The 24,369-nt window shown below is 71.0% G+C and carries 19 protein-coding genes; 13 read left to right on the top strand and 6 right to left on the bottom strand.

The features are described from left to right. The 10 genes from OIK44_RS04610 to OIK44_RS04565 are packed head-to-tail and all read left to right on the top strand — an operon-like array spanning position 1 to position 13,502. Positions 1-1,185: a UDP-N-acetylglucosamine 2-epimerase gene (locus tag OIK44_RS04610; RefSeq protein ID WP_273669527.1), complete on the top strand. Its 1,185-nt coding sequence runs from the start codon at positions 1-3 to the stop codon at positions 1,183-1,185. A gap of 3 nt (positions 1,186-1,188) precedes the next feature. Beyond that, complete coding sequence (locus OIK44_RS04605; RefSeq protein ID WP_273669526.1) at positions 1,189-2,037, top strand: XrtA system polysaccharide deacetylase; 849 nt, start codon at positions 1,189-1,191, stop codon at positions 2,035-2,037. Further along, complete coding sequence (locus tag OIK44_RS04600; protein WP_273669525.1) at positions 2,034-3,095, top strand: FemAB family XrtA/PEP-CTERM system-associated protein; 1,062 nt, start codon at positions 2,034-2,036, stop codon at positions 3,093-3,095. The genes OIK44_RS04605 and OIK44_RS04600 overlap by 4 nt, the downstream gene beginning before the upstream one ends. Before the next feature lie 3 nt (positions 3,096-3,098). Continuing rightward, the gene (locus tag OIK44_RS04595; protein ID WP_273669524.1) at positions 3,099-4,337 is read left to right on the top strand and encodes a TIGR03087 family PEP-CTERM/XrtA system glycosyltransferase; all 1,239 of its coding nucleotides are present in this window, start codon (positions 3,099-3,101) and stop codon (positions 4,335-4,337) included. Beyond that, positions 4,334-5,890, top strand: a complete 1,557-nt coding sequence (gene xrtA, locus OIK44_RS04590; protein ID WP_273669523.1) for an exosortase A — start codon at positions 4,334-4,336, stop codon at positions 5,888-5,890. The genes OIK44_RS04595 and xrtA overlap by 4 nt, the downstream gene beginning before the upstream one ends. After that, positions 5,874-7,067 carry a TIGR03088 family PEP-CTERM/XrtA system glycosyltransferase gene (locus OIK44_RS04585; RefSeq protein ID WP_273669522.1) on the top strand — a complete coding sequence of 398 codons (1,194 nt, stop codon included), beginning with the start codon at positions 5,874-5,876 and terminating at the stop codon, positions 7,065-7,067. Before xrtA ends, OIK44_RS04585 begins: the two co-directional genes overlap by 17 nt. A gap of 17 nt (positions 7,068-7,084) precedes the next feature. Then, the gene (locus tag OIK44_RS04580; protein ID WP_273669520.1) at positions 7,085-9,049 is read left to right on the top strand and encodes an XrtA/PEP-CTERM system amidotransferase; all 1,965 of its coding nucleotides are present in this window, start codon (positions 7,085-7,087) and stop codon (positions 9,047-9,049) included. Between the two features lie 27 nt (positions 9,050-9,076). Beyond that, positions 9,077-10,288, top strand: a complete 1,212-nt coding sequence (locus tag OIK44_RS04575) for a TIGR04063 family PEP-CTERM/XrtA system glycosyltransferase (RefSeq protein WP_273669519.1) — start codon at positions 9,077-9,079, stop codon at positions 10,286-10,288. Beyond that, on the top strand, positions 10,285-12,717 hold the full coding sequence (locus tag OIK44_RS04570; RefSeq protein ID WP_273669517.1) for a glycosyltransferase: 2,433 nt from the start codon (positions 10,285-10,287) through the stop codon (positions 12,715-12,717). Before OIK44_RS04575 ends, OIK44_RS04570 begins: the two co-directional genes overlap by 4 nt. Positions 12,718-12,731: 14 nt before the next feature. Further along, the gene (locus tag OIK44_RS04565; RefSeq protein WP_273669515.1) at positions 12,732-13,502 is read left to right on the top strand and encodes a class I SAM-dependent methyltransferase; all 771 of its coding nucleotides are present in this window, start codon (positions 12,732-12,734) and stop codon (positions 13,500-13,502) included. Here the strand turns inward: OIK44_RS04565 and OIK44_RS04560 are convergent. Genes OIK44_RS04560 through OIK44_RS04540 form a run of 5 tightly spaced genes read right to left on the bottom strand, consistent with a single transcriptional unit; the run spans position 13,499 to position 20,856 of the window. Continuing rightward, entirely contained in the window at positions 13,499-14,719 is a 1,221-nt protein-coding gene (locus OIK44_RS04560; protein ID WP_273669514.1) for a hypothetical protein, read from the bottom strand. The two genes, OIK44_RS04565 and OIK44_RS04560, sit on opposite strands and share 4 nt — an antisense overlap. Before the next feature lie 2 nt (positions 14,720-14,721). After that, entirely contained in the window at positions 14,722-16,248 is a 1,527-nt protein-coding gene (locus OIK44_RS04555; RefSeq protein WP_273669513.1) for an MBOAT family O-acyltransferase, read from the bottom strand. Beyond that, on the bottom strand, positions 16,238-17,308 hold the full coding sequence (locus OIK44_RS04550) for a glycosyltransferase (RefSeq protein ID WP_273669512.1): 1,071 nt from the start codon (positions 17,306-17,308) through the stop codon (positions 16,238-16,240). Before OIK44_RS04550 ends, OIK44_RS04555 begins: the two co-directional genes overlap by 11 nt. A gap of 13 nt (positions 17,309-17,321) precedes the next feature. Next, a complete protein-coding gene (locus OIK44_RS04545) occupies positions 17,322-18,779 on the bottom strand; it encodes an oligosaccharide flippase family protein (protein WP_273669511.1) in 1,458 nt (485 codons plus the stop codon). A gap of 10 nt (positions 18,780-18,789) precedes the next feature. Next, positions 18,790-20,856 (bottom strand): glycosyltransferase, encoded by a 2,067-nt coding sequence (locus tag OIK44_RS04540; protein ID WP_273669510.1) that lies wholly within the window; start codon positions 20,854-20,856, stop codon positions 18,790-18,792. 130 nt (positions 20,857-20,986) lie between these two features. On the opposite strand from OIK44_RS04540, the gene OIK44_RS04535 reads away from it, so the two are divergent. Next, positions 20,987-22,294, top strand: a complete 1,308-nt coding sequence (locus OIK44_RS04535; RefSeq protein ID WP_273669509.1) for a putative O-glycosylation ligase, exosortase A system-associated — start codon at positions 20,987-20,989, stop codon at positions 22,292-22,294. Continuing rightward, a complete protein-coding gene (locus tag OIK44_RS04530) occupies positions 22,291-23,196 on the top strand; it encodes a polysaccharide deacetylase family protein (protein WP_273669507.1) in 906 nt (301 codons plus the stop codon). The genes OIK44_RS04535 and OIK44_RS04530 overlap by 4 nt, the downstream gene beginning before the upstream one ends. Positions 23,197-23,237: 41 nt before the next feature. Here the strand turns inward: OIK44_RS04530 and OIK44_RS04525 are convergent, their stop codons facing one another. Next, complete coding sequence (locus tag OIK44_RS04525) at positions 23,238-23,849, bottom strand: TetR/AcrR family transcriptional regulator (protein ID WP_273669505.1); 612 nt, start codon at positions 23,847-23,849, stop codon at positions 23,238-23,240. Between the two features lie 53 nt (positions 23,850-23,902). Here OIK44_RS04525 and OIK44_RS04520 point away from each other — a divergent pair, with 53 nt between their 5' ends. After that, positions 23,903-24,361: a VOC family protein gene (locus OIK44_RS04520; protein WP_273669504.1), complete on the top strand. Its 459-nt coding sequence runs from the start codon at positions 23,903-23,905 to the stop codon at positions 24,359-24,361. Positions 24,362-24,369 lie beyond the last annotated feature (8 nt).

Here is a 24,369-nt window from a genome sequence, read left to right as displayed (position 1 = left end):
ATGTCCGCCCATGCCCACACCCGCCCGCCGCCCCACCTCGTCTGTTTTATCGCCGACCGCGGCGCGCTGCTGCAACTGGCGCCGCTGGTGGCCGCGCTGCGCCGTCTGGCGTCGCCGCCCAGGCTGACGCTGCTCGACGCCGGACTGCGCGGCGGCGCCGCCGACCACGGCGCCTTGTACGCGGCCCTTGGCGTGGCGCCGGATCTGCACCTGGACGTCGGCGGCGGCAGCCCGGCGGCGCAGGCGGCGCAAGTGCAACGCCACGCCGCGCCGCTGTTCCAGCATGAGTGCCCCGGCGCCGTGCTGGTCGCCGGCGGCGCTGCGGCCAGCCTCGGCTGCGCACTGGTGGCGGCCCAGCAGGGCTTGCCCGTGATCGTCGTTGACGCCGGGCTGCGCAGCGCCGGGCGCGGCCAGCCCGAGGCCATCAACCGCGCGCTGACCGACCAGCTTGGGCAACTGCTGTTTACCAGCGACGCCGACGGCGCCGCGAACCTGCTGCGCGAAGGCGTCGCGGCGGCGCGCATCCACTGCGCCGGCAATGTGCGCTGCGACGCGCTGCGGGCATTGCTGCCGCAGGCGGCGGCGCCGGCGCAAACGCTGCGGCGCCACCGCTGCCAGCCGCCGCTGGGCGGCCACGCGCTGCTGGCCTTGCAGCGGCCGGCCAACATCGATAGCCGCAGCCGCCTCAGCGGCCTGCTGCACACCGCCGCCTTGCTCGGCAGCCGCGTCCCCGTGCTGTTGCCGCTGTCGCCGCGCCTGCGCGCCCGGCTCGACCAGTTCGGCCTGAAACAGATGCTGGAACCGTCGCGCGTCATGCTGTTGCCGCCGCTGGACTACCTGGAAACGCTGGGCTTGCTGCGCGACGCCCGCCTCGTCCTCAGCGACTGCGCCGAGCTTGAGGAGGACGGCACGGCGCTGGGCCTGCCCTGCCTGACGCTGCGCGGCGCCGCCACCCGCGCCGTCAGCGTCGCCGAGGGCAGCAACAGCGTCGCCAGCCACGAACCGGCCGTGGTGCTGGCGCTGTGCGACGACATCCTGAACGGCGGCGGCAAGGCCGGCCGTCTGCCGCCCCGCTGGGACGGCCACGCGGCCGCGCGCATCGCCGCCGTCGTCGGCGCCTGGCTGGACGCGCCGGCCGGCGGCGCCGCCCGCGGCGAAGCGGCGGCCGTGGCCGCGCAGGAGTGAGCGATGAACCGGCCGCCGCTGCGCAACGCGCTGACCATCGACGTCGAAGACTACTTCCAGGTGTCGGCCTTCGCCGCCCACATCGGCCGCGACGAATGGCCGGCCATCGCCGGCCGGGTCGAAGCCAACGTCGACCGCATCCTCGCCCTGCTGGCGCCGGCCGGCATCCACGCCACCTTTTTCACGCTGGGCTGGATCGCCGAACGCTATCCGGCGATGGTGCGGCGCATCGTCGCCGGCGGCCACGAATTGGCCAGCCACGGCTATGCCCACCAGCGCGCCAGCGCGCAAACGCCGGCCGCCTTCGCCGCCGACGTCGGCAGCAGCAAGGCCATCCTCGAACAGACCGGCGGCCAGGCCGTCAGCGGCTACCGCGCCCCCAGCTTTTCGATCGGCGCCGCCAACCTGTGGGCGCTCGACACGCTGCAGCGGGCCGGCTACCGCTACAGCTCCAGCATCTACCCGATCCGCCACGACCACTACGGCATGCCGGACGCGCCACGCTTCGCCTGGTATCCGAACGGCGCCGGCAGCCTGCTGGAACTGCCCATCAGCACGGTGCGGCTGTGGCGGCGCAATCTGCCGGCCGGCGGCGGCGGCTACTTCCGCCTGCTGCCCTATGCCGTGTCGCGCTGGTTCTTGCGGCGCATCAACTCGCACGACGGGCAAGCTGGCATATTCTATTTTCACCCTTGGGAACTCGATCCCGGCCAGCCTCGCCCCGCCGGGATCGGCCTGAAGACGCGCCTGCGCCACTATCTCAATCTGCGGCGCATGGAAGCGCGCCTGGGCGCCCTGACCCGCGATTTCCAATGGGACCGCGTCGACCGCATTTTTTTGGGGAAGCCATGATATCCGAGTGCCCAACCGCGCCGGCGGCCGTCGCCACGGTCGGCGTGCTGAAGCCGGCGGACGTGGCGCGCTGGGACGACTTTGTGCTGCGCTGCCCCGCCGCGACCTTCTTCCACCGCGCCGGCTGGCAAAGCGTCATCGAGGCGGCCTTCGGCCACCGCTGCTGGTTCCTCTACGCCGAGGTGGACGGCCAGATCCGGGGCGTGCTGCCGCTGGCCCAGGTCAACAGCCGCCTGTTCGGCAACTCCCTGTGTTCGCTGCCGTTCTGCGTCTACGGCGGCATCGCCGCCCTCGACGAGGGCGCCGCCGCCGCGCTCGACCAGGCCGCCCAGCAACTGGCGGCCCGCCTGGGCGTCGACTACCTCGAATACCGCAACCTGGGGGCGGCCCGCCACGCCGACTGGATCGGCAAGGAGCTGTATTGCACCTTCCGCAAGCGCCTGCACGCGCAGACGGAGCAGAACATGCTCGACATTCCCCGCAAACAACGCGCGATGGTGCGCAAAGGCATAGCCGCCGGCCTGCACAGCGCCATCGACTACGACGTCGAGCATTTTTTCGCCGCCTATTCGGCCAGCGTGCACCGGCTCGGCACGCCGGTGTTCGCCAAACGCTACTTCGCGCTGCTGCGGGAAGTCTTCGGCGCCAGTTGCGAAGTCATCACCGTCTACCGCAAGCACGACACCATCGCCAGCGTCATGGTGTTCTATTTCCGCGACGAAGTGCTGCCCTATTACGGCGGCGGCACCGAGGCGGCCCGCAGCGTCGCCGGCAACGACTTCATGTACTGGGAAGTGATGCGCCGCGCCTGCCAGCGCAACTACACGCTGTTCGACTTCGGCCGCAGCAAGCTCGGCACGGGCGCCTGGGATTTCAAGAAAAACTGGGGCTTCGCGCCCCAGCCCCTGCATTACGAATACCAGTTGCTGCGCGGCCGGGCCGTGCCCGACAACAATCCGCTGAATCCCCGCTATCAACGCTTCATCCAACTGTGGCGCCGGCTGCCGCTGCCGCTGGCCAATATGCTCGGCCCGCACATTGTGCGCTACCTGGGGTAGACGATGGACCAGCTGCTTTTCCTGACGCACCGTATCCCCTATCCGCCCAACAAGGGCGACAAGATACGCTCCTTTCACATCCTGCAATACCTGTGCCGGCATTTCCACGTCCACCTGGCTTGCTTCATCGATGACCCCGCCGACCGCCAGCACACGGCGCTGCTGGAAACCCTGTGCGCCAGCAGCTGTTTCATCGAACACAGCCCGGCCACGGCCCGCCTGCGCGGCTTGCGCGGCTTGCTGTACGGCCAGCCGATGAGCTTGCACTACTACCGCAACGCCTCCTTGCGGCGCTGGGTCGAACAGTTGCTGGCCGGCGGAGCCGTCAGGCGCGCGCTGGCGTTCTCCGGGCCGATGGCGCAGTACCTGCAGCCCTACGCGGGCGCCGGGCTGCGCCGCGTCATCGATTTCGTCGACGTCGACTCGGAGAAGTGGCGCCAGTACGCGGCCGCCAAGGACTGGCCGCTGTCGCAGTTGTACCGGCGCGAGGCGCAGCGCCTGCTCGACTACGAGCGCGACGTCGCCGGCCAGTTCGACGCCGCCACCTTCGTCTCCGCGGCCGAGGCGGCGCTGTTCCGCCTGCGCGCGCCGCAGGCCGGGGCCAGGGTCAGCGCCTTCGGCAACGGCGTCGACACCGACTACTTCTCGCCCCGCCGCGACTATGCCTGCCCCTACCCGGACGGCGCCGCCGCGCTGGTGTTCACCGGCGCGATGGACTACTGGCCCAACGTCGAGGCGGTGCAATGGTTTGTCTGGCGCGTCTGGCCGGCGCTGCGCGCCCGCCTTCCCGAGCTGCGCTTTTACATCGTCGGCGCCCGCCCCGACGCCGCCGTGCGGGCGCTGGCGCGCGCGCCCGGCGTCAGCGTCACCGGCACCGTCCCCGACATCCGGCCCTATCTGGCGCACGCCCGGCTGGCCGTGGCGCCGCTGCGCATCGCCCGCGGCGTGCAAAACAAGGTGCTCGAAGCGATGGCGATGGGCAAAACCGTGCTGGCCTCGCCGCAGGCCCTCGAAGGCATCGCCGCCAGCCCCGGCGTCGAGCTGGAGGTGGCGGACGAGGCGGCCGCCTTCATCGTCCAGTGCGAGCGCCTGCTGGCCGCGCCGGACAACGCCGGCAGCGGCCCGTTCGGCCAGGCCGCGCGCCGCCGCATCCTGCGCGACTACAACTGGGACGCCTGCCTGGCGCCGCTGGGCGCCCTGCTCGGCGTGGCGGCGCAGGCGCCGGCCGAGGCGCTGCCATGAGCGCCGGACAGGCCGCGCTGGCCGCCGCGCGCGCCTGCGCCGTCATGCCGATCCGCAACGCGCCGCGCCTCGGCCCGCCGTTGCTGCTGGCCGCGCTGGGCGCCATCGCCGTGCTGTACCACGCCACCTTCTGGTCGATGCTGCAATTGTGGTCGCGCTCGCAGACCTTCGCGCACGGCTACGCCATCGTGCCCATCTGCGCCTGGCTGGTGTGGCGTCAGCGCGGCGCGCTGGCCGCCGCCGAGCAGCGCCCCAGCATCGCCGGCCTGGTCCTGATCGGACTGCTGGGCGCGGCCTGGCTGCTGGCCGACGCCGCCAACGTCCAGGTGGTCGGCCAGTACGCGGCGACGGCGCTGCTGCCGGCCGCCGTGCTGGCCATCTGCGGCTGGCGCTACGCCCGCGCCATCGCCTTCCCGCTAGGCTACCTGATGCTGGCCGTGCCCTTCGGCGAAGTCTTCGTGCCGCCGCTGATCGAATTCACGGCCCGCTTCACCGTCGGCGCGCTGCAGTGGACGGGCGTGCCGGTGTTCCGGGAAAATAATAATTTCAGCATCCCCAGCGGTAACTGGTCGGTCGTCGAGGCGTGCAGCGGGCTGCGCTACGTCATCGCCTCGCTGGCGCTGGGCGCCCTGTACGCCCACCTGAACTACCGCAGCGCGCGCCGGCGCCTGCTGTTCATCGCCGTCGCGCTGCTGCTGCCCATCCTCGCCAACGGCGTGCGCGCCTACCTGATCGTCATGCTGGGGCACTGGAGCGGCATGCGCCTGGCGGCCGGCGTCGACCACCTGCTCTACGGCTGGTTCTTTTTCGGCCTCGTGTCGCTGCTGCTGTACTGGGTAGGCGGCTTCTGGCGCGACGGGCCGGCGCCGCCGGACGCGCCGGCCGTGGCGGCGCCGCGCTGGCCCGACATGCGCGCCGCCAGCGCCGCCGCGGCGGCCGCCTGTGTCGCGCTGGCGGCGCTGTGGCCGTGGCTGGCCGTCGCGCTGCCGGCCGCGCCGACCCGGCCGGCGCCCGGCGCGGCGCTGGCGGTCGCGGCGGCGCCGGGCTGGCGCGCCGTCGACACCACTGCGGCGGAATGGCGCGCCCCCCACGCCGGCGCGCCGCTGCAACTGATCCAGCGCTACCAGGGCGCGCCCGGCTTCGTCGGGCTGCAACTGGCCTGGTATCGCAGGCAGGGCAAGGATGCCGAGCTGCTGGCCCATGTGGCGCCGGCCCGGTTCGACGGCTGGAGCCCCGTCGCCGACGGCGCGCGCAGCGTGCGGGTGGGCGCGCGCGCGCTGGCGCTGCGCCAGAGCGTGTGGCAAAACGGCGCCGCCCGCCTGCTGGTGTGGCGCTGGTACCGCCAGGGCGGCGTCGACACCGCCAGCGCCTTCGCCGTCAAGCTGCGGCTGGCAGGCGCCCGCCTGACGCGCGGCGCCGAGGACGGCGCCGACATCATCGTCAGCGCGCCCTACGGCGAGCACGAGCCGGAACCGCAGGCGGCGCTCGGCGCCTTCCTCGCCGACATGCTGCCGGCCATCGACAAGGCCCTCGACGATGTTAGAGGACACTGACGGGGATTTGTTTGAAACCATACCGGACGAGGTCGCGCCGGCGCCGCTGATCGTCCACCTGATCCACCAGCTCGGCGTCGGCGGCCTGGAAAACGGCCTCGTCAACCTGATCAACCACATGCCGCCCGAGCGCTACCGCCACGCCATCGTCTGCCTGAAGGAATCGACCAGCTTCCACCGCCGCATCACCCGGCCCGGCGTGGAAATCATCAGCCTGAACAAGCGCGAGGGCAAGGACTGGGGCCACTACCTGCGCCTGTACCAGACGCTGCGCCGGCTGCGTCCGCAACTGATCCACACGCGCAACCTCGGCAGCATCGAGGGCCAGTTGCTGGCGGCCGTGGCCGGCGTCAAATGCCGCGTGCACGGCGAGCACGGCCGCGACATGGCCGATTTGCACGGCCGTAGCCTCAAATACAATCTGCTGCGCCAGATGCTGCGCCCGCTGGTCGGCCATTTCATCGCCGTCAGCGGCGACCTGCAGCGCTGGCTGGTCGAACGCATCGGCGCCCAGCCGGCCCGCGTCACCCACATCGGCAACGGCGTCGACAGCCTGCTGTTCCACCCGCGCCTGGGGCCGCCGGCGGCCGTCGGGCCGCCTGGCTTCCTGTGCGAAAACGCCTTCGTCGTCGGCAGCGTCGGGCGCATGGTCGACGTCAAGGACTTCGCCACGCTGGTGCGGGCCTTCCTGCTGTTGCTGCGGGCCGAGCCGGGGCCGCGCACGCGGCTGCGCCTGCTCATCGTCGGCGCCGGGCCCTGCCGCGCCGACTGCATCGCCATGCTGCAGCAGGCCGGCGCCGGCGCGCTGGCCTGGTTGCCCGGCGAGCGCGACGACATCGCCCAGCTGATGCGGGCCATGGACCTGTTCGTGCTGCCCTCGCTGGCCGAGGGCAGTTCCAACACCATCCTCGAAGCGATGGCCAGCGCGCTGCCAGTGGTGGCCACGGCCGTCGGCGGCAACGTCGACCTGGTCCAGGCCGGCTGGACCGGCGCGCTGGTGCCGCCCCGTTCGCCCGAGCTGCTAGCCGAGGCCATCGCCCGCTACTACCGCACGCCGGACCTGGGGCCGCGCCACGGCGCGCGGGCGCGCCGCCAGATCCTCGCCGAACACGGCCTGCCGGCGATGGCGCACGCCTACCTCGCCGTCTACGACGCCATGACGGCGCCGCGGCGCTAACCAGAAAGGAGTCCCCAATGTGCGGCATCGTTGGCATTTTCGACCTGCAGGGCCGGCGCGACATCGACCGCGCCGTGCTGGCGCGCATGAACCACAGCCAGTTCCACCGCGGCCCCGACCAAGGCGGCCTGCACCTGGAGGCCGGCGTCGGCCTGGGCCACCGGCGCCTCTCCATCATCGACCTGGGCGGCGGCCAGCAGCCGCTGTTCAACGAGGAGCGCGACGTCGTCGTCGTGTACAACGGCGAAATCTATAACTTCGCCGCCCTGACGCGCGAACTGTGCCTGTTCGGCCACCGCTTCCGCAGCCACTGCGACACCGAGGTCATCGTCCACGCCTGGGAACAATGGGGCGAGCGCTGCGTCGAGCACTTCCGCGGCATGTTCGCCTTCGGCCTGTGGGACCGCAAGCGCCGCAGCCTGTTCCTGGCGCGCGACCGCCTCGGCGTCAAGCCGCTCTACTACGCCGTGGCGGACGACGGCTGCCTGGTGTTCGGCTCCGAGCTGAAGGCGCTGCTGGCCCACCCCGGCATGGCGCGCGAGCTGGACCCGGCCGCCGTCGAGGACTATTTCGCCTACGGCTACGTGCCCGAGCCGCGCAGCATCTTCCGCGCCGCCCGCAAGCTGGCGCCCGGCCACACCCTATGCCTGCGCAGCGGCGCCGCCATGGCCGAGCCGGCGCCCTATTGGGACGTGCAGTTCGCGCCGCGGCGCCCGGCCAGCGAGGCCCAGGCCGGCGACGAGCTGATCGAGCGCCTGCGCGAAGCCGTCAAGATCCGCCTCGTCGCCGACGTGCCGCTGGGCGCCTTCCTGTCCGGCGGCGTCGACTCCAGCGCCGTCGTGGCGATGATGGCCGGCGCCACGGGCGAAGCGGTCAACACCTGCTCGATCTCCTTCGGCGACCCGCAGTTCAACGAGGCTGGCTACGCCGACCAGGTGGCGCGGCGCTACCACACCCACCACCACGCGCTGCAGGTCGAGCAGGACGACTTCGCGCTGATCGACGCGCTGGCCGACATCTACGACGAACCCTTCGCCGACAGCTCGGCGCTGCCGACCTACCGCGTCTGCGAGCTGGCGCGGCGCCGCGTGACGGTGGCGCTGTCGGGCGACGGCGGCGACGAAAACCTGGCCGGCTACCGCCGCTACCGCTGGCACCTGCACGAGGAAAAGCTGCGCGCGCTGCTGCCGCTGGGCCTGCGCCGCGCGCTGTTCGGCCCGCTGGGCTGGGCCTACCCGAAGGCCGACTGGGCGCCGCGCGCGCTGCGCGCCAAGACCACCTTCGAGGCGCTGGCGCGCGATTCCGTGGCTGCCTACTTCCACAGCGTCTCGCTGATGGACGACGCCCTGCGCGCCCGCCTGTTCAGCGGCGACTTCCTGCGCGGCCTGGACGGTTACCGCGCCGTCGAGGTGCTGCGCCGCCACGCCAAGGCCGGCCCGGCCGGCGACGCGCTGTCGCAGGTGCAGTACCTCGACCTGAAAACCTATTTGCCGGGCGACATCCTCACCAAGGTCGACCGCGCCAGCATGGCCCACGCGCTGGAAGTGCGCGTGCCGCTGCTCGACCACCAGCTGGTCGAATGGATCGCCGGCCTGCCGTCCGACCTCAAGCTGCGCGGCGGCGAAGGCAAATACCTGTTCAAGAAAGCCTTGCGGCCCTACCTGCCCGACGCCCTGCTATACCGCGGCAAGATGGGTTTCTCGGTGCCGCTGGCGGCCTGGCTGCGCGGACCGCTGCGGGCGCGCCTGCGCGCGCGCCTGCTGGCGCCGACGCTGGCCGCCACCGGCATGTTCAATATGGATTGCGTGCGCGCGCTCATCGAGCAGCACGACAGCGGCCGGCGCGACCACAGCGCCGCCCTGTGGTCGCTGCTGATGTTCGAATCCTTCCTGCGGCGCCTGCCGGCGCGGCCGGCGGCCGGCCCTAGTCCGGCCAACATTGATCTGCATCAACAGGCCCATCCGCAAACCTATCAATCATAGAAGCGCCCCTGACGATACTGGAACCGCATGCGCATCCTGCACATACTCGACCACTCGGCGCCGCTGCACAGCGGCTACGCCTTCCGCACCCTGGCCATACTGCGCCAGCAGCGCGCGTTCGGCTGGAGCACCACGCAGCTGACCAGCGCCAAGCACGGCCCGGTCGACGCCGCCGAGCAGCACGTCGACGGCTGGCACTTCTACCGCACGGCGCCGGCCACCGGCTGGTGGAGCCGCCTGCCGCTGCTGGGCCAGATCGGCGTCGTGCGCGGCCTGACGCGGCGCCTGCACCAGATCGCCACCCTGATCCGCCCCGACATCCTGCACGCCCATTCGCCGTCGCTGAACGCCATCGCCGCCCTCAGCGTCGGGCGCGCGCTGGGCATCCCGGTCGTCTACGAAATCCGCGCGTTCTGGGAGGACGCCGCCGTCGACCACGGCACCAGCCGCGCCGGCGGCCTGCGCTACCGCCTGACGCGGGCGCTGGAAAACTACGCGCTGCGCCGCGCCGACGCCGTCACGACCATCTGCGAAGGGCTGCGCGACGCGCTGCGCGCGCGCGGCGTCGCCGACGACAAAATCACCGTGATCCCCAACGCCGTCGAGCCGGACGACGCCGCGCCGCGCGGCGCCGCGCCGCAGCTGGCCGGCGCGCTGGGGCTGGAAGGCGCCACCGTGCTCGCCTTCATCGGCTCCTTCTACGCCTACGAAGGGCTGGCGCTGCTGCTGGCGGCGCTGCCGCAGCTGCTCTCGGCACGCCCGGCGCTGCGCCTGCTGCTGGTCGGCGGCGGCCCGCAGGAGGCCGAGCTGCGCGCGCTGGCGGCGCGCCTGGGCGTGGCCGCGCAGGTGGTCTTCGCCGGGCGCATCCCGCACACCGAGGTCGGCCACTACTACCAGCTGGCCGACGTGCTGGTCTACCCGCGCCTGGCGATGCCGCTGACCGAGCTGGTGACGCCGCTCAAGCCGCTCGAAGCGCTGGCCCACGGCCGCCTGGTGGTGGCCTCCGACGTCGGCGGCCACCGCGAGCTGATCGAAAACGGCAAGACCGGCATCCTGTTCGCCGCCGGCGACGCCCGGGCGCTGGCGGCCGCCGTCGGCGCCCTGCTGGCCGACAGCGGCAGCTGGCCGGCGCTGCGCCAGGCCGGCCGCGCCTACGTCGAGCGCGAGCGCAACTGGAGCGCCAGCGTGGCCCGCTACGGCCCCGTCTACGCGCGCCTGCTGACGCCGCCGCTGCCATGAAGCTGGCCGGCCTGCGCGTGGCCCTGGTCGGTCCGCTGCCGCCGCCGTCCGGCGGCATGGCCAACCAGACGGCGCAACTGGCGGCGCTGCTGCGCGCCGACGGCGCCACCGTGCAACTGATCGCGCTGAACCCGCCGCACCGGCCTGCCTGGCTGGCGCGCATCCGCGGCCTGCGCGCCGCCGTGCGCCTGCTCGCCTACCTGTGGCGGCTGCGGCGCGTCGCCGACAGCGTCGACCTGTTCCACGTGATGGCCAATTCCGGCTGGTCCTGGCATTTGTACGCGGCGCCGGCGATCTGGCTGGCCCGCCTGAAAGGCAAGCCGGTGCTGCTCAACTACCGCGGCGGCCAGGCCGACGCCTTCCTGGCCCGCCAGCGCAGGCTGGTCGCGCCCAGCCTGCGCCGCGCCGACGCCATCGTCGTGCCCTCGGCCTACCTGGCCGGCGTGTTCGAAAAATACGGCTTCGGCGCGCAAATCGTCCCCAACATCATCGACCTGGAGCACTTCGCGCCCGGCCGCGCGGCGCACGCCGGCCCGTCGGTGCTGGTGGCGCGCAACCTCGAAGCCATCTACGACAACGCCAGCGCCCTGCGCGCCTTCGCCATCGTGCGCGAAGCCTGCCACGACGCCACCCTGGTCGTGGCCGGCTCCGGCCCGCAGCGGCCGGCGCTGGAACAACTGGCGCGCCAGCTCGGCGTGGCCGACGCCGTGCGCTTCGCCGGCCGCCAGGACAACGCCGCCATGCTCCAGCTCTACCACGGCGCCGACATCGTGCTCAACCCCAGCCTGGCCGACAACATGCCCGTCTCGGTGCTGGAAACGCTGGCCTGCGGCCTGCCGCTGGTCAGCACCAACGTGGGCGGCATCCCCGCCCTGCTGCAGCACGACGTCACGGCGCTGCTGGTGGCGCCGGGCGACGTGGCCGCGATGGCGCAGGCGCTGCTGACGCTGATACGCAGCCCGTCCACCGCCAGGCGCATCGGCGCCGCCGGCCGCGCCCACGTCCAGCAGTTCGGCTGGCGCCAGGTCGGGCCGCAACTGCACAGCCAGTACCGGCGCCTGCGCGCGCTGCGCCGGCCCGGCTGGCGCACCACGCTGGTGGCCGACCTGCTGTTCCCCCTGCACGAGCGGATCAAGCGGCACACCAGCGCGGCCATGCTGCGGCAATTGGAAACGTCGCAATGGTGGAGCGCGGCTCGCATCGAGCAGTGCCGGCTGGAGCGCCTGCGCGCGCTGCTGGCGCACGCGCAGGCGCACGTGCCCTACTACCGCGAACGCTTCGCCGCCGCCGGCTTCGACGCCGCCGCCGTGCGCAGCCTGGCCGACCTGCGCCGCCTGCCCTTGCTGGCCAAGTCCGACATCAGCGCGCGCCGCGCCGACTTCCAGTCGGAGCGGGCCGGCCCGCTGCGCCGCTTCAACACCGGCGGCTCCAGCGGCGAACCGCTGGTGTTCTACATCGGCCGCGAGCGCATCAGCCACGACGTCGCCGCCAAATGGCGCGCCACGCGCTGGTGGGGCGTCGACATCGGCGACCCGGAGGTGGTGGTGTGGGGCTCGCCGATCGAGCTGAAAGCGCAGGACCGCCTGCGCGCCCTGCGCGACCGCGTGCTGCGCAGCACGCTGCTGCCGGCCTTCGACATGTCGACGGCGCGGCTGGACGGCTGCATCGCGCAAATCAGCCGCATCCGCCCGAAAATGCTGTTCGGCTACCCGTCGGCGCTCAGCCGCATCGCCCGCCACGCCCACAAGCGCGGCGTCGCCCTCAACGGCCTGGGCATCCGCGTCGCCTTCGTCACCTCCGAACGGCTCTACGACGAGCAACGCGAGCTGATCGGCGACACCTTCGGCTGCCCCGTCGCCAACGGCTACGGCGGGCGCGACGCCGGCTTCATCGCCCACGCCTGCCCCGAGGGCGGCATGCACATCAGCGCCGAAGACATCATCGTCGAAATCGTCGGCGCCGACGGCGCGCCGCTGCCGCCCGGCGCCAGCGGCGAAATCGTCGTCACCCACCTGGCCACGCGCGAATTCCCCTTCATCCGCTACCGCACCGGCGACGTCGGCGCGCTCGACCCGGCGCCCTGCCCCTGCGGCCGCGGCCTGCCGCTGCTGCAGCGCATCGAAGGGCGCAGCACCGATTTCGTCGTCGCCCAGGACGGCACGGTGATGCATGGCCTGGCGCTGGTCTACATCCTGCGCGACCTGCCCCAGGTGCGCGCCTTCAAGATCATCCAGGAAAGCCTGGAACTGACGCGCGTGCTGCTGGTGGCCCTGCCGGCCCTGGGCGCGGCCGGGCGCGACGCCGTCGAGCGCGGCTTCAAGGCCAGGCTGGGCGCGGCCGTGCGGGTGGTCATCGACGAAGTCGCCGACATCCCCGCCGAAGCGTCCGGCAAATTCCGTTATGTCGTCAGCAAAGTCATGCCAACCTGAAGAAAGCCATCCCCATGTTCCCCATCACCACCGTCGCCCTGATCTTCGCCCTCGCCCTGCTGTGCCTCTACACGCTGCACAAAGTGCGCCTGATCCACCTGCTGGCGCACGAGTTGAAAGACCAGGCGCAGCAGTCGCCGGCGAATCTGTTCCGCCAACTGGAGGCGCTGCAGGGCCTGTACGTCGACTTGCGGCTGGAGCGCAGCCTGCCCGGCACGCGCGGCTGGGCCGCGTCGCCGGACTTCCTCGAAGAACTGGTGCGCCACGCCTTCGCCGCCCGGCCGCGCGTCGTCGTCGAATGCAGCAGCGGCACCTCGACGCTGGTGCTGGCGCGCTGCATGCAATTGAACGGCCGCGGCAAGGTCTACAGCCTGGAGCACGACGCCCAGTACGCCGAACAGACCCGCCAGCAGTTGCAGCTTCACGGGCTGGCCGAATGGGCCGTGGTGCTGGAGGCGCCCCTGCGCGAGCACGCGCTGGGCAACGACAACTGGCCCTGGTACGTGGCCGACTTCCTGCCCGAGGAAGCGGCCATCGACATGCTGGTCATCGACGGGCCGCCGCTGGCGACGCGGGTGCTGGCGCGCTATCCGGCCGGGCCGCTGCTGTTCCGCCGCATGGCGGCCGACGGCACCGTCTTCCTGGACGACGCCGGCCGGCCCGACGAACAAGCGATCCTGCGGCGCTGGAAAAGCGAATTCCCCATGTTCGAGCAAACCAGCCGCCCCTGCGAAAAAGGCTGCGCCGTGCTGACGCGGCGCGCCGACTCGTCGGGCGCGCGTTAAAGGCGCGGCGCCGGCGCCGCCAGCACGGCTTTGAGAAAGGCGGTTTCCTCGGCATGCTCGCGGTGGTAGCGCTCGCGCTGGGCGCGCAACTGCGCCAGGTGCGCCGGCAGCATGGCGCTGCCCAGTTCCACGCCGAAGTCCGCCGGCGCGTCCGCGTTGGCGCCCTCGTAGATGCGGCCAAGCACCATGCGGCCGACGTGGGCGCGGTAATGCGACGCTTCCCAGTAATGCTGCATCTCGCGCAGTCCGCTCACTTGCGGGATGGGCTCCGTGGTGATGCTGTTGAAGCCGGAAAAATCGTACAGCCTGAGGTCGCAGCCGTCGCGGCGGCGGCGCTCCACCAGGGCCGCCAAGCCGTGCTGCCACGCCTCCATGGCCGGCCATTTGCCGGCCCAGTACAGCGCGTCCAGGGTCAGCGCGTGGGTCGGATTGATGTACAGGCGCAGGCGCGTGCCGGCCTGGCACAGTTCGCCGATACTGACGTCGAAGGCGAACATCGCGGCGCCGGTGGGGCCGTCGCCGGCGCGGAACTCGCGCAGCCGCGGCGCCATCGCGGCGGTCGTGCCGCCCCAGCCGGCCATGCCGGTGGCGATGCAGCCGTCGTCGCGCTGGCCGTAGAACGCCAGGCTGGAGCGGCAAACGGCGCCGAAGGAACCGTTCAGCAGGCGCAGTGAATCGCGCGTCATGTCGACCGTCAAGCCGCGCTTGATGTTCAGCAATGCGCGGCGAAAGAAGAAAAACGGGCCGCCGGCCGTCAATTCCGGTTCCAGGCCGGCCGAGCCGGTCACCAGCGAGAAGGACGGCGCATCGATGCCCCATATCACGGTGTCGAGCCGGCTCACCGCCGCCGCGTGGCGCACCATCGCGATCGCCTCGCCCAGCGAGGCGCCCGACAAGGCGCTGTTGAACACGCTCCTGCCGGCGAAGCTGGCCGTGGCGGTCGGCAAGCCCAGTTCCGTGCGCGAGTTGCCGATGTAGACCACGGCCGGCTTGAGCCGCGCCACCGCATAGGTTTTGCTCCAGGCGGCCAGTTTTTCCCGCGTCGGCCGCAATTTCTGCACTTGCGGCGTGTCCCACTGGTGGGTCAGATAGGGGTCGACGGTGTAGTTCAGGCAGGCGACAGCGGCGACGGCCACGGCCGACACGCCGCAAAACAGGCCGACGTAGCCGCGCCAGTCGGCTTGCTGCGGCGCTGGGGTGTCCGGTGTGCGCATCATGTCTAGAATTGGAAGTAGAGAAATTCGGTGACGCGGTTCATGCCGAACACGCAGGCGATGAACAGCGTCGCGCAAGCCAGGCTCCAGCGTTTGCTGGGCGACCAGACGACGGCCAAGCCCCCCCGTGCCTGAACAATTCTTTCAATACAGGGCTCGTAACGAAAGAATATTTCTTGGGTATTCGGCGCGAAAAATGCCAATAGCATCGCCACCATCAGCACCGGGATGGCGGGCGTGCTGAAGTCGATCCAGCGGATGCCGTCGAACTGCGGCGCCAGGCCGACGGCGGCGAAGTAATGCGCCTGCGCCTGCAATCCCCGTGGCAGGCTGATACCGTTGCCGCCGGCCAGCGCGCCGAGCACGTCGACGGCGCTGGCCAGGTCCGCCGCGCGGAAGCACACCCAGCCCAGCATGACGGCGACGAAGGTGATGGCGCCGGCCGCCGCCGGCCACCAGCGGGCCCGCCGCAGCGCCGAGCCGGCCATCAGATACGCCCAGGCGTGGTGGATCACCAGATAGATGCCGTGCAAGCCGCCCCAGACGACAAAGGTCCAGCCGGCGCCGTGCCACAATCCGCCCAGCAGCATCGTCAGCAGCAGGTTGCGGTAGCGCCGCAGCCGCCCCGCCCGGCTGCCGCCCAGCGCGATGTACAGGTAGTCGCGCAGGAAGCGCGACAAGCTCATATGCCAGCGCCGCCAGAAGGCGCTGATGTCGGTGGCTTTGTACGGCGAATTGAAATTCAGCGGCAGTTTGACGCCGAACAGCCGCGACAGCCCGATCGCCATGTCCGAGTAAGCGGAGAAATCGAAATACAACTGGAAGGTGTAGGCCAGCGTGCCCAGCCACGCCTCCAGCAGTTGCGGCTGGGCGCCGGCCGCGAAGACGGGGCCGACCATGGGCGCAATATTGTCGGCGATCAGCACTTTTTTTGCCAGGCCGATGACGAAGATCGACAGGCCGACGGCGAAATTGGCGGCCAGCGGGCGGCAATTGGCGGGGTCGGCGAATTGCGGCATCATGTCCTTGTGGTGCAGCACGGGGCCGGCGATCAGGTGCGGGAAATAGCTGACGAAGAGCGCGTAGTGGATGAAACGGTATTCCCTGACCTCGCCGCGGTAGCAGTCGACGAGGAAGGCGATCTGCGTAAAGGTAAAAAAAGATATGCCGACCGGCAGCACGATGTTCGGCACCGCCCAATGGGCCGCGCCTAGGCTGTTCACCGTGTCGACGAAAAAATTCGCGTATTTATAGTAGGCCAGCAAGCCCAGGTTGGCGCACAGCGCGCCGGCCAGCCAGGGTTTGCGCAGCGCCGGGGCGGCCGCCACCAGCGCCCTGCCGCAGCCATAATTGACGCAGATGGAAGCCGTCAGCAGCGGCAGGTAGCGGCTGTCCCAGTAGGCGTAGAAGAACAGCGAGGCCAGCGCCAGCCACGCGGCGGCCCAGCGCGCCTGGCGCTGGCCCAGCCAGAAATAGCCGGCCAACACCACCGGCAGATAAAAGAACAGGAAGGCGAAGGAGTTAAACAACACGGCGCAAGCCCTCTCGCCCGCCGAGGCGGAAATAGCAGCCGGCGATTTGCCCGGCAACGCGCTCCCAGGTGAAGTGGCTGACCAGCGCGCGCACGGCTTGGCGGTCCGGCCGGACGCCGAGCAGCGCCGCGATGGCCCGGCGCTGCGCGGCCGCATCGTCCCAGCGCACCTTCTTCAGCGCGAAATCGGCGCCGGGCAGCTCCAGCGCGCTGTGCGTCGTCATCACCACCGGCGTGCCGGACGCCAGCGCTTCCAGCACCGCCAGCGGGAACACCTCGCCCTGGCTGGGCAGCGCCACCACGGCGGCCGCGCTGTAGGCGCTGGCCAGCAAGGGGTCGGCGTGCGCCAGCGCGCCCAGCCAGGTCACCCGCGGCAGCCGCAGCACTTTCTGCAAATAGGACTGGTCCTGGCGCTTCGCCGCGCCGATCATGACGATGGGCAGCGCCAGCGAGGCCAGCGCCTGCGCCAGCCCCAGCTGGTTTTTATACGGCGAGATGGCGCCCACCATCAGCACGAAAGGCGCGTGGATGCCGGTCGTGTTGCGAAACAAGTCCCCGCTGGCGCAGAAAAATTGCGGATTGATACCGTTCGGGAACACCTCGATCTTGCGCGGGTCGATCTGGAAGCCGGCCATGATGGCGCGCCGCTCGGCGTCGCCCAGCGCGATCACCAGATCCGCCAGTTGCAGCGCGCGCTTGCTCTGGGCGTAACTGGTTTGCACATTCCACGCCGTCAATTTGCCGGCCAGGCGCTCGGCCAGCCGCGCCAGTATCCCCGACGAACGCCCCCAGCCGGGCGAGAGCAGCGGCGACAGCACCACCGGCAAACCCAGCTCGCTGGCCAGTTCGACGATGCGGTAATTGCCGTTAATGGCGGAAAACACGTGGATCAGGTCGTAGTTGTCGAGCCGGTCGCGGGTCGGATCGACCAGTTCGACCTGCAGATGGCAGGGCGGCGCCGGTTCCAGCCGGTTCAGCGCGGCCACCGTCTCGCGTACCTGGATTTGCAGGCCGCCGTCGCGTTGGAACAGCATCGGGTACGACAATATGCCTACGCGCATGGCGGCTCCCCCTCTATTTGACGGCGACGCCGGCGATGGCGCACACCTTGCGCCGCAGCAGCGCGAATTCGGCGGCGATTTCATGCTTGAGCAGCAGCACGCCGCCCAGCCAGCCCAACAGCGCCCCCGCCCCGGCCAGCCCCAGCGGCAACAGCAATTGCCCGGGCCCTGGCGGCAGCGCCAGCAGCACCAGGCTGGGCGCCAGCCCGCTCAGCACACTCAGCCCCAGGCTCTTGCGCACGGCCCGCAAAGTCGCGGCGGCGCCGACGTCGGCCAGCACGCGCAGGTAGCGGCCGGTGATCCAGCAGCGCGCCAGCGCGCCCAGCACGACGGCGCCGGCCACCCAGGCCAGCCCGAACGGCGCCGCCAGCACGACGGCGCCGACGCGCAGCGGCACGGCGACGGCGTCGATCTGCGCCTGCGCCTTGACGTGGCCGGTGGCGACAAACAAGTAGCGCGCCATGCTGAACATGCTATACAAGGCCGAGGAGAAACACATGATGCGGATCAAGGGCACGGCCGCGTGCCACTGCGCGCCGTACAGCAGGTCCACCATCGGCAGCGCCATCAGGCCGACGAACAGGAAGAAGGGCCAGGCCAGCGCCGTCATATAGCTGACGGTGCTCAGATAGGCCAGCCGGACGTCGCCGCCGCCGCGGGCCTGGGCGGCGAACAGCGGAAAGAGCACCGGCGAGATGGCGCTGGTGACGGCCTGGTTGAACACGGCCAGCATGCCCTGGGCCTTGCTGAAGATGGCGACGGCGGCGACGTCAATCATCTTGCCGACGATGAGCTCGGGGGCGGCCACGCCGGCCTCGTCGACGACGCCGCCGCCGGTCGACAACGCGCCGAAGGCCAGCACGGCGCGCACGCCCTTCAGGCCCGGCAACCAGGGCAGCTCGCGCGGGCGCACCCACAGGCTGACCAGCAGCGCGGCGACGGTGCCGGCGACGGCGGCCCAGGCCAGGCTCAGGTAGCTCCAGCCCAGCAGCGCCAGGCTCACCGCGACCAGCAGATTGACGACGCTGTTGCTGGTGTTGATCGCGTACAGCGCGGAAAAGCGCATCTGCCGGCGCAGGAAAGGCAGGGTCAGGGCGCTGAACGGAATCAGCAAAAAGTTCAGCGACAGCAGTTGCAGCACGGTTTCCAGGCGCGGCTCGCGGTAGAAATGCGCCAGCAGCGGCGCGCCCAGCCAGGCCAGCGCCGCCAGCAGCCAGGCGACGACGACGCTGGTGGCCAGGGCGGCGCGGATCTTTTCCATCGTCAGCACCTTTTCCTGGATCAGGTACTGGCCCACGCCGAAGTCGCGCACCACCTGGGCCACGCCGACCAGCACGGCGCCGACCGAGTAGACGCCGATCTCGGCCGGCGTCAGCACGCGCGACAGCACCATGCTGGCGCCTATGCCCAGCAGCAGCACCGTATACTTTTCGGCGAAGGAAAATAGCAAGGAGGTGCGGGTGGCGTTCACGGCCGCCCCGTCACACCAGGCCGCGGTAGAAATCCAGCACCTGCCGGCGCAGGCGCGCGTCGGAATACGTGGCCAGCGCTTCGCTGCGGCCCAGGCGCGCCATGTCGGCGCGCCGCGCCGGGTCGGCCAGCAGCGCGGCCACGGCGGCCGCCGCCGCGTCCTCGTCGTCGAGCGGCACCAGCATGCCGGCGCCGCTGCCGCGCAGGATGTCGGCCGTGCCGGGCACGTCGGTGCCGACGACCGGCACGCCGCAGGCCATCGCCTCGATGGTGGCGATGCCGAAACCCTCGTTGCGGCTGAGCAGCAAGTGCAGGTCGAAGGCCGGCATCAGGGATTCGACGGCGCCGCAGTAGCCGGTGAAGCTGACGTGGGCGGCCACCCCGGCCGCCTCGGCCTGGGCGCGCAATGCCGTCTCCAGCGGACCGGCGCCGGCCAGCACCAGGCGCAGGCCGGGGAACTGGCCGCACAGCGCGCAGAACAGCCGCAGCAGTGCCTCCGGCCGCTTCTGCGGCGCCAGCCGCGCCACCGAGCCGAGCACCAGCGCCTGCTGCGGCAACTGCAGCGCCGTCCGCGCCGCCGCCCGCGCCGCCGCCGACGGCACGAAACGCTGCGTGTCGACGCTGTTCGGTATCACCGCCAGCCGCGTCGCCGGGCCGATGTAGTCGGCGTACAGCGCCAGGAAATGCTGCATGGCCGAATCGGACACGGCGTAGATGCCGCGCACCGAGGTGAACGCGGCGGCCAGCAGCGGCCGGTGCCAGGCGCTCATCTCGGCCGGCGGAAAGGCATTGTGCACGCTCAGCACGCAGGGCAAGCCGCAATCGTGGGCCAGCCACAGCGCCGAGGCGCCGTAGGTGTGCCAGCAAAACGCCACATGCACCAGGTCGGGCCGGTGGCGGCGCAACTGGCGCGCCGCGCCCAGCCTGGCGCGCCATTTGTTCAGGCGGCGCCAGCGCCACTGCTCGAACACGGGCGGCGGGTCGAACACGGCCACGCCGACGCCTTGCGCGCGCAGCGCATCGGCCCAGGCGTCGAAGCCGGGAAAGCGCCGCACGGCCAGCGTGCTGGCATAGCCGGCCCCGGCCAGCAGGCGCGCCTCCTGGCCCATGCGCAGCTCCATGCCTCCCAGCTCGCCCGAATAACTGGTCACCAGCACCCTTGGCGGCCCGCGGCGCCGGTACAGCACGGCCTCGTGCAGATAGCCGCGCAACTGGGCGCATTCCCAGCGCCGCAGGAACAGTTGCTCGGCGTCGCCGGCCAGGCGCGCCCGCAGCGCCCCCCACAGCTCCTGCGCCAGCCGGCGCAGCATCCAGCGCGGCACGCCGGCGGCCGCGCCGGCGGCCCCGCAGTCCTGCCGGTACTTGCCGCGGCCGAACAGATAGGCGCGCCGCAACACATAGCCGGCCTCGATCTGCCGCGCGCGGATATGGTGGGCCACCCGGGCCGACGGGCAAAACCAGGACAGATAGCCGTCGCCGAACAGGCGCCGCGTCAGCTGGGTTTCGCTGCCCATGGCATACGCGGCCCGGGCGCCGTTCGGCCCCAGCGATTCGTCGAAGCGGTAGCCGGCGTCGAAAATGGCGCGCCGCAGCGCCATGTTGGCGCCCCATACGAGGCCGGGAAACACGGGGCCGTCGGCCAGGCCGGGGTCGGTGATGCCGAAGGTCAGGCCCAGCGGCGCCAGGCGCAGCAGCCAGTCCGGCGGCGCCGCGGCCCAGTCGGCGACGATGGCGCCGCCGAACACGGCATAGTCGGGCCGCGCGGCGGCGCATTCGGACAGGCGCAGCAGCCAGTCCGGCTCCGGCGCGGCGTCGTCGTCGGTGAATACGAACAGCGACGCCACCGTATCGGCCAGCGCCACCGCCACGCCCGCGTTCAGCGCCGCGTTCTTGCCGCGCCTGCCCTCGTACAGATAGCGCAGCGGCAGGCGCGCGCCGTACTCGCCGAGCACGGTGGCGGTGGCGTCGTCGCTGCCGTTGTCGACGACCAGCAGCGACCAGCCGCCGGCCGGCGCAATCAGGCGGCAGTAGGCTTGCAAGACCTTCGGCAAGGTGCGCGCGCCATTGTAGCTAGCCATGAGAACGGTCAACAAGGGCGCCCCTCCTCTGTCTTACTATTCCAAATGCATCACCACGCAGTGTACTGATCGCCCCCTGTCGGCTTGTTGACAGTAGTCAAACCTATCGCCGCGAAAGCCCCAGCGACCCATGCGCGACATTCTCATCACCCTGGCCATCTTCGCCTCGCTTCCCCTGATCTTGAAGCGTCCGGCCATCGGCGGCCTGATGTGGGTACTGGTCAGTGTCATGAATCCGCACAGCCAGGGCTGGGGCTACGCGACGCGCATGCCGTTCGCCTTCATCATCGCCGTCGTCACCATGTTCAGCCTGCTGCTGTCGCGCGAGCCGAAACACCTGCCGCTGACGCCGGTCAGCCTGACGCTGATCGTCTTCGTGTTGTGGATGAACGTGACGACACCGCTGGCGCTGCAGCCGGCCGCGTCCTATGTGCAGTGGAACAAGGTCATGAAGATCATGCTGATGACCTTCGTCGTGCTGATGGTCATCCGCAGCCGGCGCGACATCCAGCGCCTGATCTGGGTGCTGGTGATCTCGCTGGGTTTTTACGGCGTCAAGGGCGGCATCTTCACGCTGCGCAGCGGCGGCACGGAAAGGGTGTGGGGGCCGGCCGACAGCTTCATCGGCGACAACAACGCGTTCGCGCTGGCGCTCATCGTCACCATCCCGCTGATGTACTACCTGTACCAGCACAGCGCCAACAAATGGCTGCGCCGCGGCCTCGGCGCGATGATGGCCCTGTCGGCCCTGTCGGCGCTGGGCTCCTACTCGCGCGGCGCGCTGCTGGCGATCGCCGTGATGACGCTGTTCATGTGGTGGCGAAGCGGCCGCAAGCTGGCGCTCGGCAGCCTGCTGGTCTGCTGCGCGCCGCTGTTCTTCCTGTTCATGCCGCAGCGCTGGGCCGAGCGCATGGACACCATCGGCAACTACCAGGCCGACGATTCGGCGATGGGCCGCATCAACGCCTGGCGCATGGCCTACAACCTGGCGCAGGACCGCCTCTTCGGCGGCGGCTTCGAAGTCTCCGTGCCATCCGTGTTTGCCCGCTACGCGCCCAACCCGAACGACGTCCACGCGGCCCACAGCATCTACTTCCAGGCGCTCGGCGAGCACGGCTTCATCGGCCTGGCCCTGTACCTGGCGCTGGGCATCGCCACCTGGCGTTCGGCCAGCTGGATCGTCCAGCGCGCCGGGCAACGCGCCGACCTGGCCTGGGCCGGCGGCCTGGCGACGATGATACAGGCGAGCATAGTGGGCTTTGCCGTGGGCGGCGCCTTCCTCAGCCTGCTCTACTTCGACCTGCCCTACTACCTGATGGCCGCCATCGTCGCCACCCGCGCCCTCGTCGAACAGCAATTGCGCGACGAGGCGGCGGCGCCGCAAGCCATCGGCGCCGCCCGGGCCACGGCGCGCACCCGGGCGGCGGCCGGGCCATGAGGCGCTGGCCCGCGCCGACGCTGTCGGTCTTGATCTACCACCGCGTGCTGGCGCGCGCCGACCCGCTGCTTCCCGCCGAGCCGGACGGTGCCGCCTTCGAGCGCCAGCTGCGCCTGCTCAAACGCTGCTTCACGCTGCTGCCGCTGGGCGAGGCCGTGCGCCGGCTGCGCGACGGCGGCCTGCCGGCCCGCGCGGCCAGCCTGACCTTCGACGACGGCTACGCCGACAACGCCGAAGTGGCCCTGCCGCTGCTGCAAAAACACGGCTTGAGCGCCTGCTTCTTCATCGCCGGCGGCTATCTGGACGGCGGCATGATGTGGAACGACCGCATCATCGAGCGCGTGCGCCGGGCCGGCGACGCCGAGCTGGATTTGACGGCGCACGGGCTGGGCCGCCATCCGCTCGGCAGCGCGGCGCAGCGCTGCCAGGCCATCGCCAGCATTCTCGGCAGCCTGAAATACCTGCCCTTCGCGCAGCGCCAGGCCAGCGCCGCCGCCATCCACGGCGACGCCGGCGAGGCGCTGATGATGAGCAGCGCGCAGGTGCGCGCGCTGGCCCGCGCCGGCATGGAAATCGGCGGCCACACGGAGCGCCACCCGATCCTGGCGACACAGACGGAGGCCGAGGCGCGCAGCGACATCGCGGACGGCAAGCGCCGGCTCGAAGCATTGATCCAGGCGCCGCTGACCCTGTTCGCCTATCCCAACGGCAAAGCCGGGCGCGACTACGACGGGCGCCATGTCGCCATCGTCCGGGCGCTGGGCTTCGAGGCGGCCGTGGCGACCGACAGCGGCGTGGCCCGGCCCGGCTGCGACCTGTTCCAACTGCCCCGCTTCACGCCGTGGGAGCGCAACCGCCTGCGTTTTATGCTGCGCATGGCGCAGAACATGCTGCGCCCGTAGGCGGCGCGCCGGGCCGGCGCCCTGCCTTGCAGGCCGCCCGCCTACGCCGCCGTCACGTGCAGGCCGCGCAGCAAGGTCGCCGCCAGGCTCGCGGCAAAGGCGGCGTCGAGCGGCGCGTGCCCCAGCAGCAGCCGGAAAAACAGCGGCCCGTAGATCAGGTCCAGCGCCACCTCCAGGTCGAGGTCGGCGCGCACCTCGCCGGCCGCGACGGCCCGCAGCAGCAAGGCCCTGCCCTCGGTCCGTCGCGCCAGCACGAAATGGTTGCGGAAAGCCTTGGACAATTCCGTGTGGGGATCGGCCGCCGCGATCAGCGTCGCCACGTTGCGCCCCGTGCGCGAGGCCAGCGTCGCGACGATCCCCTGCAGTTGCTGGGCCAGCGCCTGCAGCGGCGCCTGCGCGGCGGCGCCGCCGGCGTCCGGCGCCGGCGCCTCCATCAACGCCGCCATCGTGACGGCGTGGCGGTCCGGCCACCAGCGATACACGGTCGGCTTGCCGACCCCGGCCTTGGCGGCGAGCGCCTCCATCGTCACGCCGGACGGGCCGAGCTCATCGAGCAGCGCGCGCGCGGCGTCCAGGATCGCCGCGCGCAGTTCGAGGTTGCGCGGCCGGCCGCGCGGCCGCGCTTGCACAGTTTTGTTGACAATTGTTTTCATTTATGGAACGATGCGTAACGTAATAAAACCGCTATTTTATCAAGGAGATCAACATGAGTACACCACTAGCCGTGCCCGCCAACTGTTTGACGCCATACCTGATCATCGCCGACGCCGCCAAGGCAATGGCATTTTACCAACGCGTGTTCGGGGCCACGGAACTGTTCCGCCTGGCCGACGCCGCCGGCAAGATCGGCCACGCCGAGATGCGCATCGGCGAGGCCACGCTGATGCTGGCCGACGAGTACCCGGATTTCGGCGCCCTCGGCCCGGCGCGCGTGGGCGGCACGCCCGTCACGCTGCACCTGTATGTCGCCGACGTCGACGCGACGGTGGGCTTGGCGCTGGACGCGCAGGCGACCTTGCTGCGTCCGGTCAAGGACGAGTTCTTCGGCGACCGCACGGCCACCATCGTCGACCCGTTCGGCCACCGCTGGCACCTCGCCACGCGCGTCGAAACAGTGTCGCCGGAGGAAATGCAACGCCGCTGGGACAGCGCGATGGCCGGCTGAGGCTGCCC

Origin of the sequence: Janthinobacterium fluminis (genome assembly GCF_028595325.1) — a bacterium.
Classification (GTDB): domain Bacteria; phylum Pseudomonadota; class Gammaproteobacteria; order Burkholderiales; family Burkholderiaceae_D; genus Janthinobacterium; species Janthinobacterium fluminis.
This window is presented reverse-complemented; position numbering and strand designations above follow the sequence as displayed.

Bases quoted from the DNA above. Each gene is read 5' to 3' on its own strand.
- OIK44_RS04610 (WP_273669527.1), top strand. From the start codon at position 1: ATGTCCGCCCATGCCCACACCCGCCCGCCGCCCCACCTCGTCTGTTTT.
- OIK44_RS04605 (WP_273669526.1), top strand. From the start codon at position 1,189: ATGAACCGGCCGCCGCTGCGCAACGCGCTGACCATCGACGTCGAAGAC.
- OIK44_RS04600 (WP_273669525.1), top strand. From the start codon at position 2,034: ATGATATCCGAGTGCCCAACCGCGCCGGCGGCCGTCGCCACGGTCGGC.
- OIK44_RS04595 (WP_273669524.1), top strand. From the start codon at position 3,099: ATGGACCAGCTGCTTTTCCTGACGCACCGTATCCCCTATCCGCCCAAC.
- xrtA (WP_273669523.1), top strand. From the start codon at position 4,334: ATGAGCGCCGGACAGGCCGCGCTGGCCGCCGCGCGCGCCTGCGCCGTC.
- OIK44_RS04585 (WP_273669522.1), top strand. From the start codon at position 5,874: ATGTTAGAGGACACTGACGGGGATTTGTTTGAAACCATACCGGACGAG.
- OIK44_RS04580 (WP_273669520.1), top strand. From the start codon at position 7,085: ATGTGCGGCATCGTTGGCATTTTCGACCTGCAGGGCCGGCGCGACATC.
- OIK44_RS04575 (WP_273669519.1), top strand. From the start codon at position 9,077: ATGCGCATCCTGCACATACTCGACCACTCGGCGCCGCTGCACAGCGGC.
- OIK44_RS04570 (WP_273669517.1), top strand. From the start codon at position 10,285: ATGAAGCTGGCCGGCCTGCGCGTGGCCCTGGTCGGTCCGCTGCCGCCG.
- OIK44_RS04565 (WP_273669515.1), top strand. From the start codon at position 12,732: ATGTTCCCCATCACCACCGTCGCCCTGATCTTCGCCCTCGCCCTGCTG.
- OIK44_RS04560 (WP_273669514.1), bottom strand. From the start codon at position 14,719: ATGATGCGCACACCGGACACCCCAGCGCCGCAGCAAGCCGACTGGCGC.
- OIK44_RS04550 (WP_273669512.1), bottom strand. From the start codon at position 17,308: ATGCGCGTAGGCATATTGTCGTACCCGATGCTGTTCCAACGCGACGGC.
- OIK44_RS04540 (WP_273669510.1), bottom strand. From the start codon at position 20,856: ATGGCTAGCTACAATGGCGCGCGCACCTTGCCGAAGGTCTTGCAAGCC.
- OIK44_RS04535 (WP_273669509.1), top strand. From the start codon at position 20,987: ATGCGCGACATTCTCATCACCCTGGCCATCTTCGCCTCGCTTCCCCTG.
- OIK44_RS04530 (WP_273669507.1), top strand. From the start codon at position 22,291: ATGAGGCGCTGGCCCGCGCCGACGCTGTCGGTCTTGATCTACCACCGC.
- OIK44_RS04525 (WP_273669505.1), bottom strand. From the start codon at position 23,849: ATGAAAACAATTGTCAACAAAACTGTGCAAGCGCGGCCGCGCGGCCGG.
- OIK44_RS04520 (WP_273669504.1), top strand. From the start codon at position 23,903: ATGAGTACACCACTAGCCGTGCCCGCCAACTGTTTGACGCCATACCTG.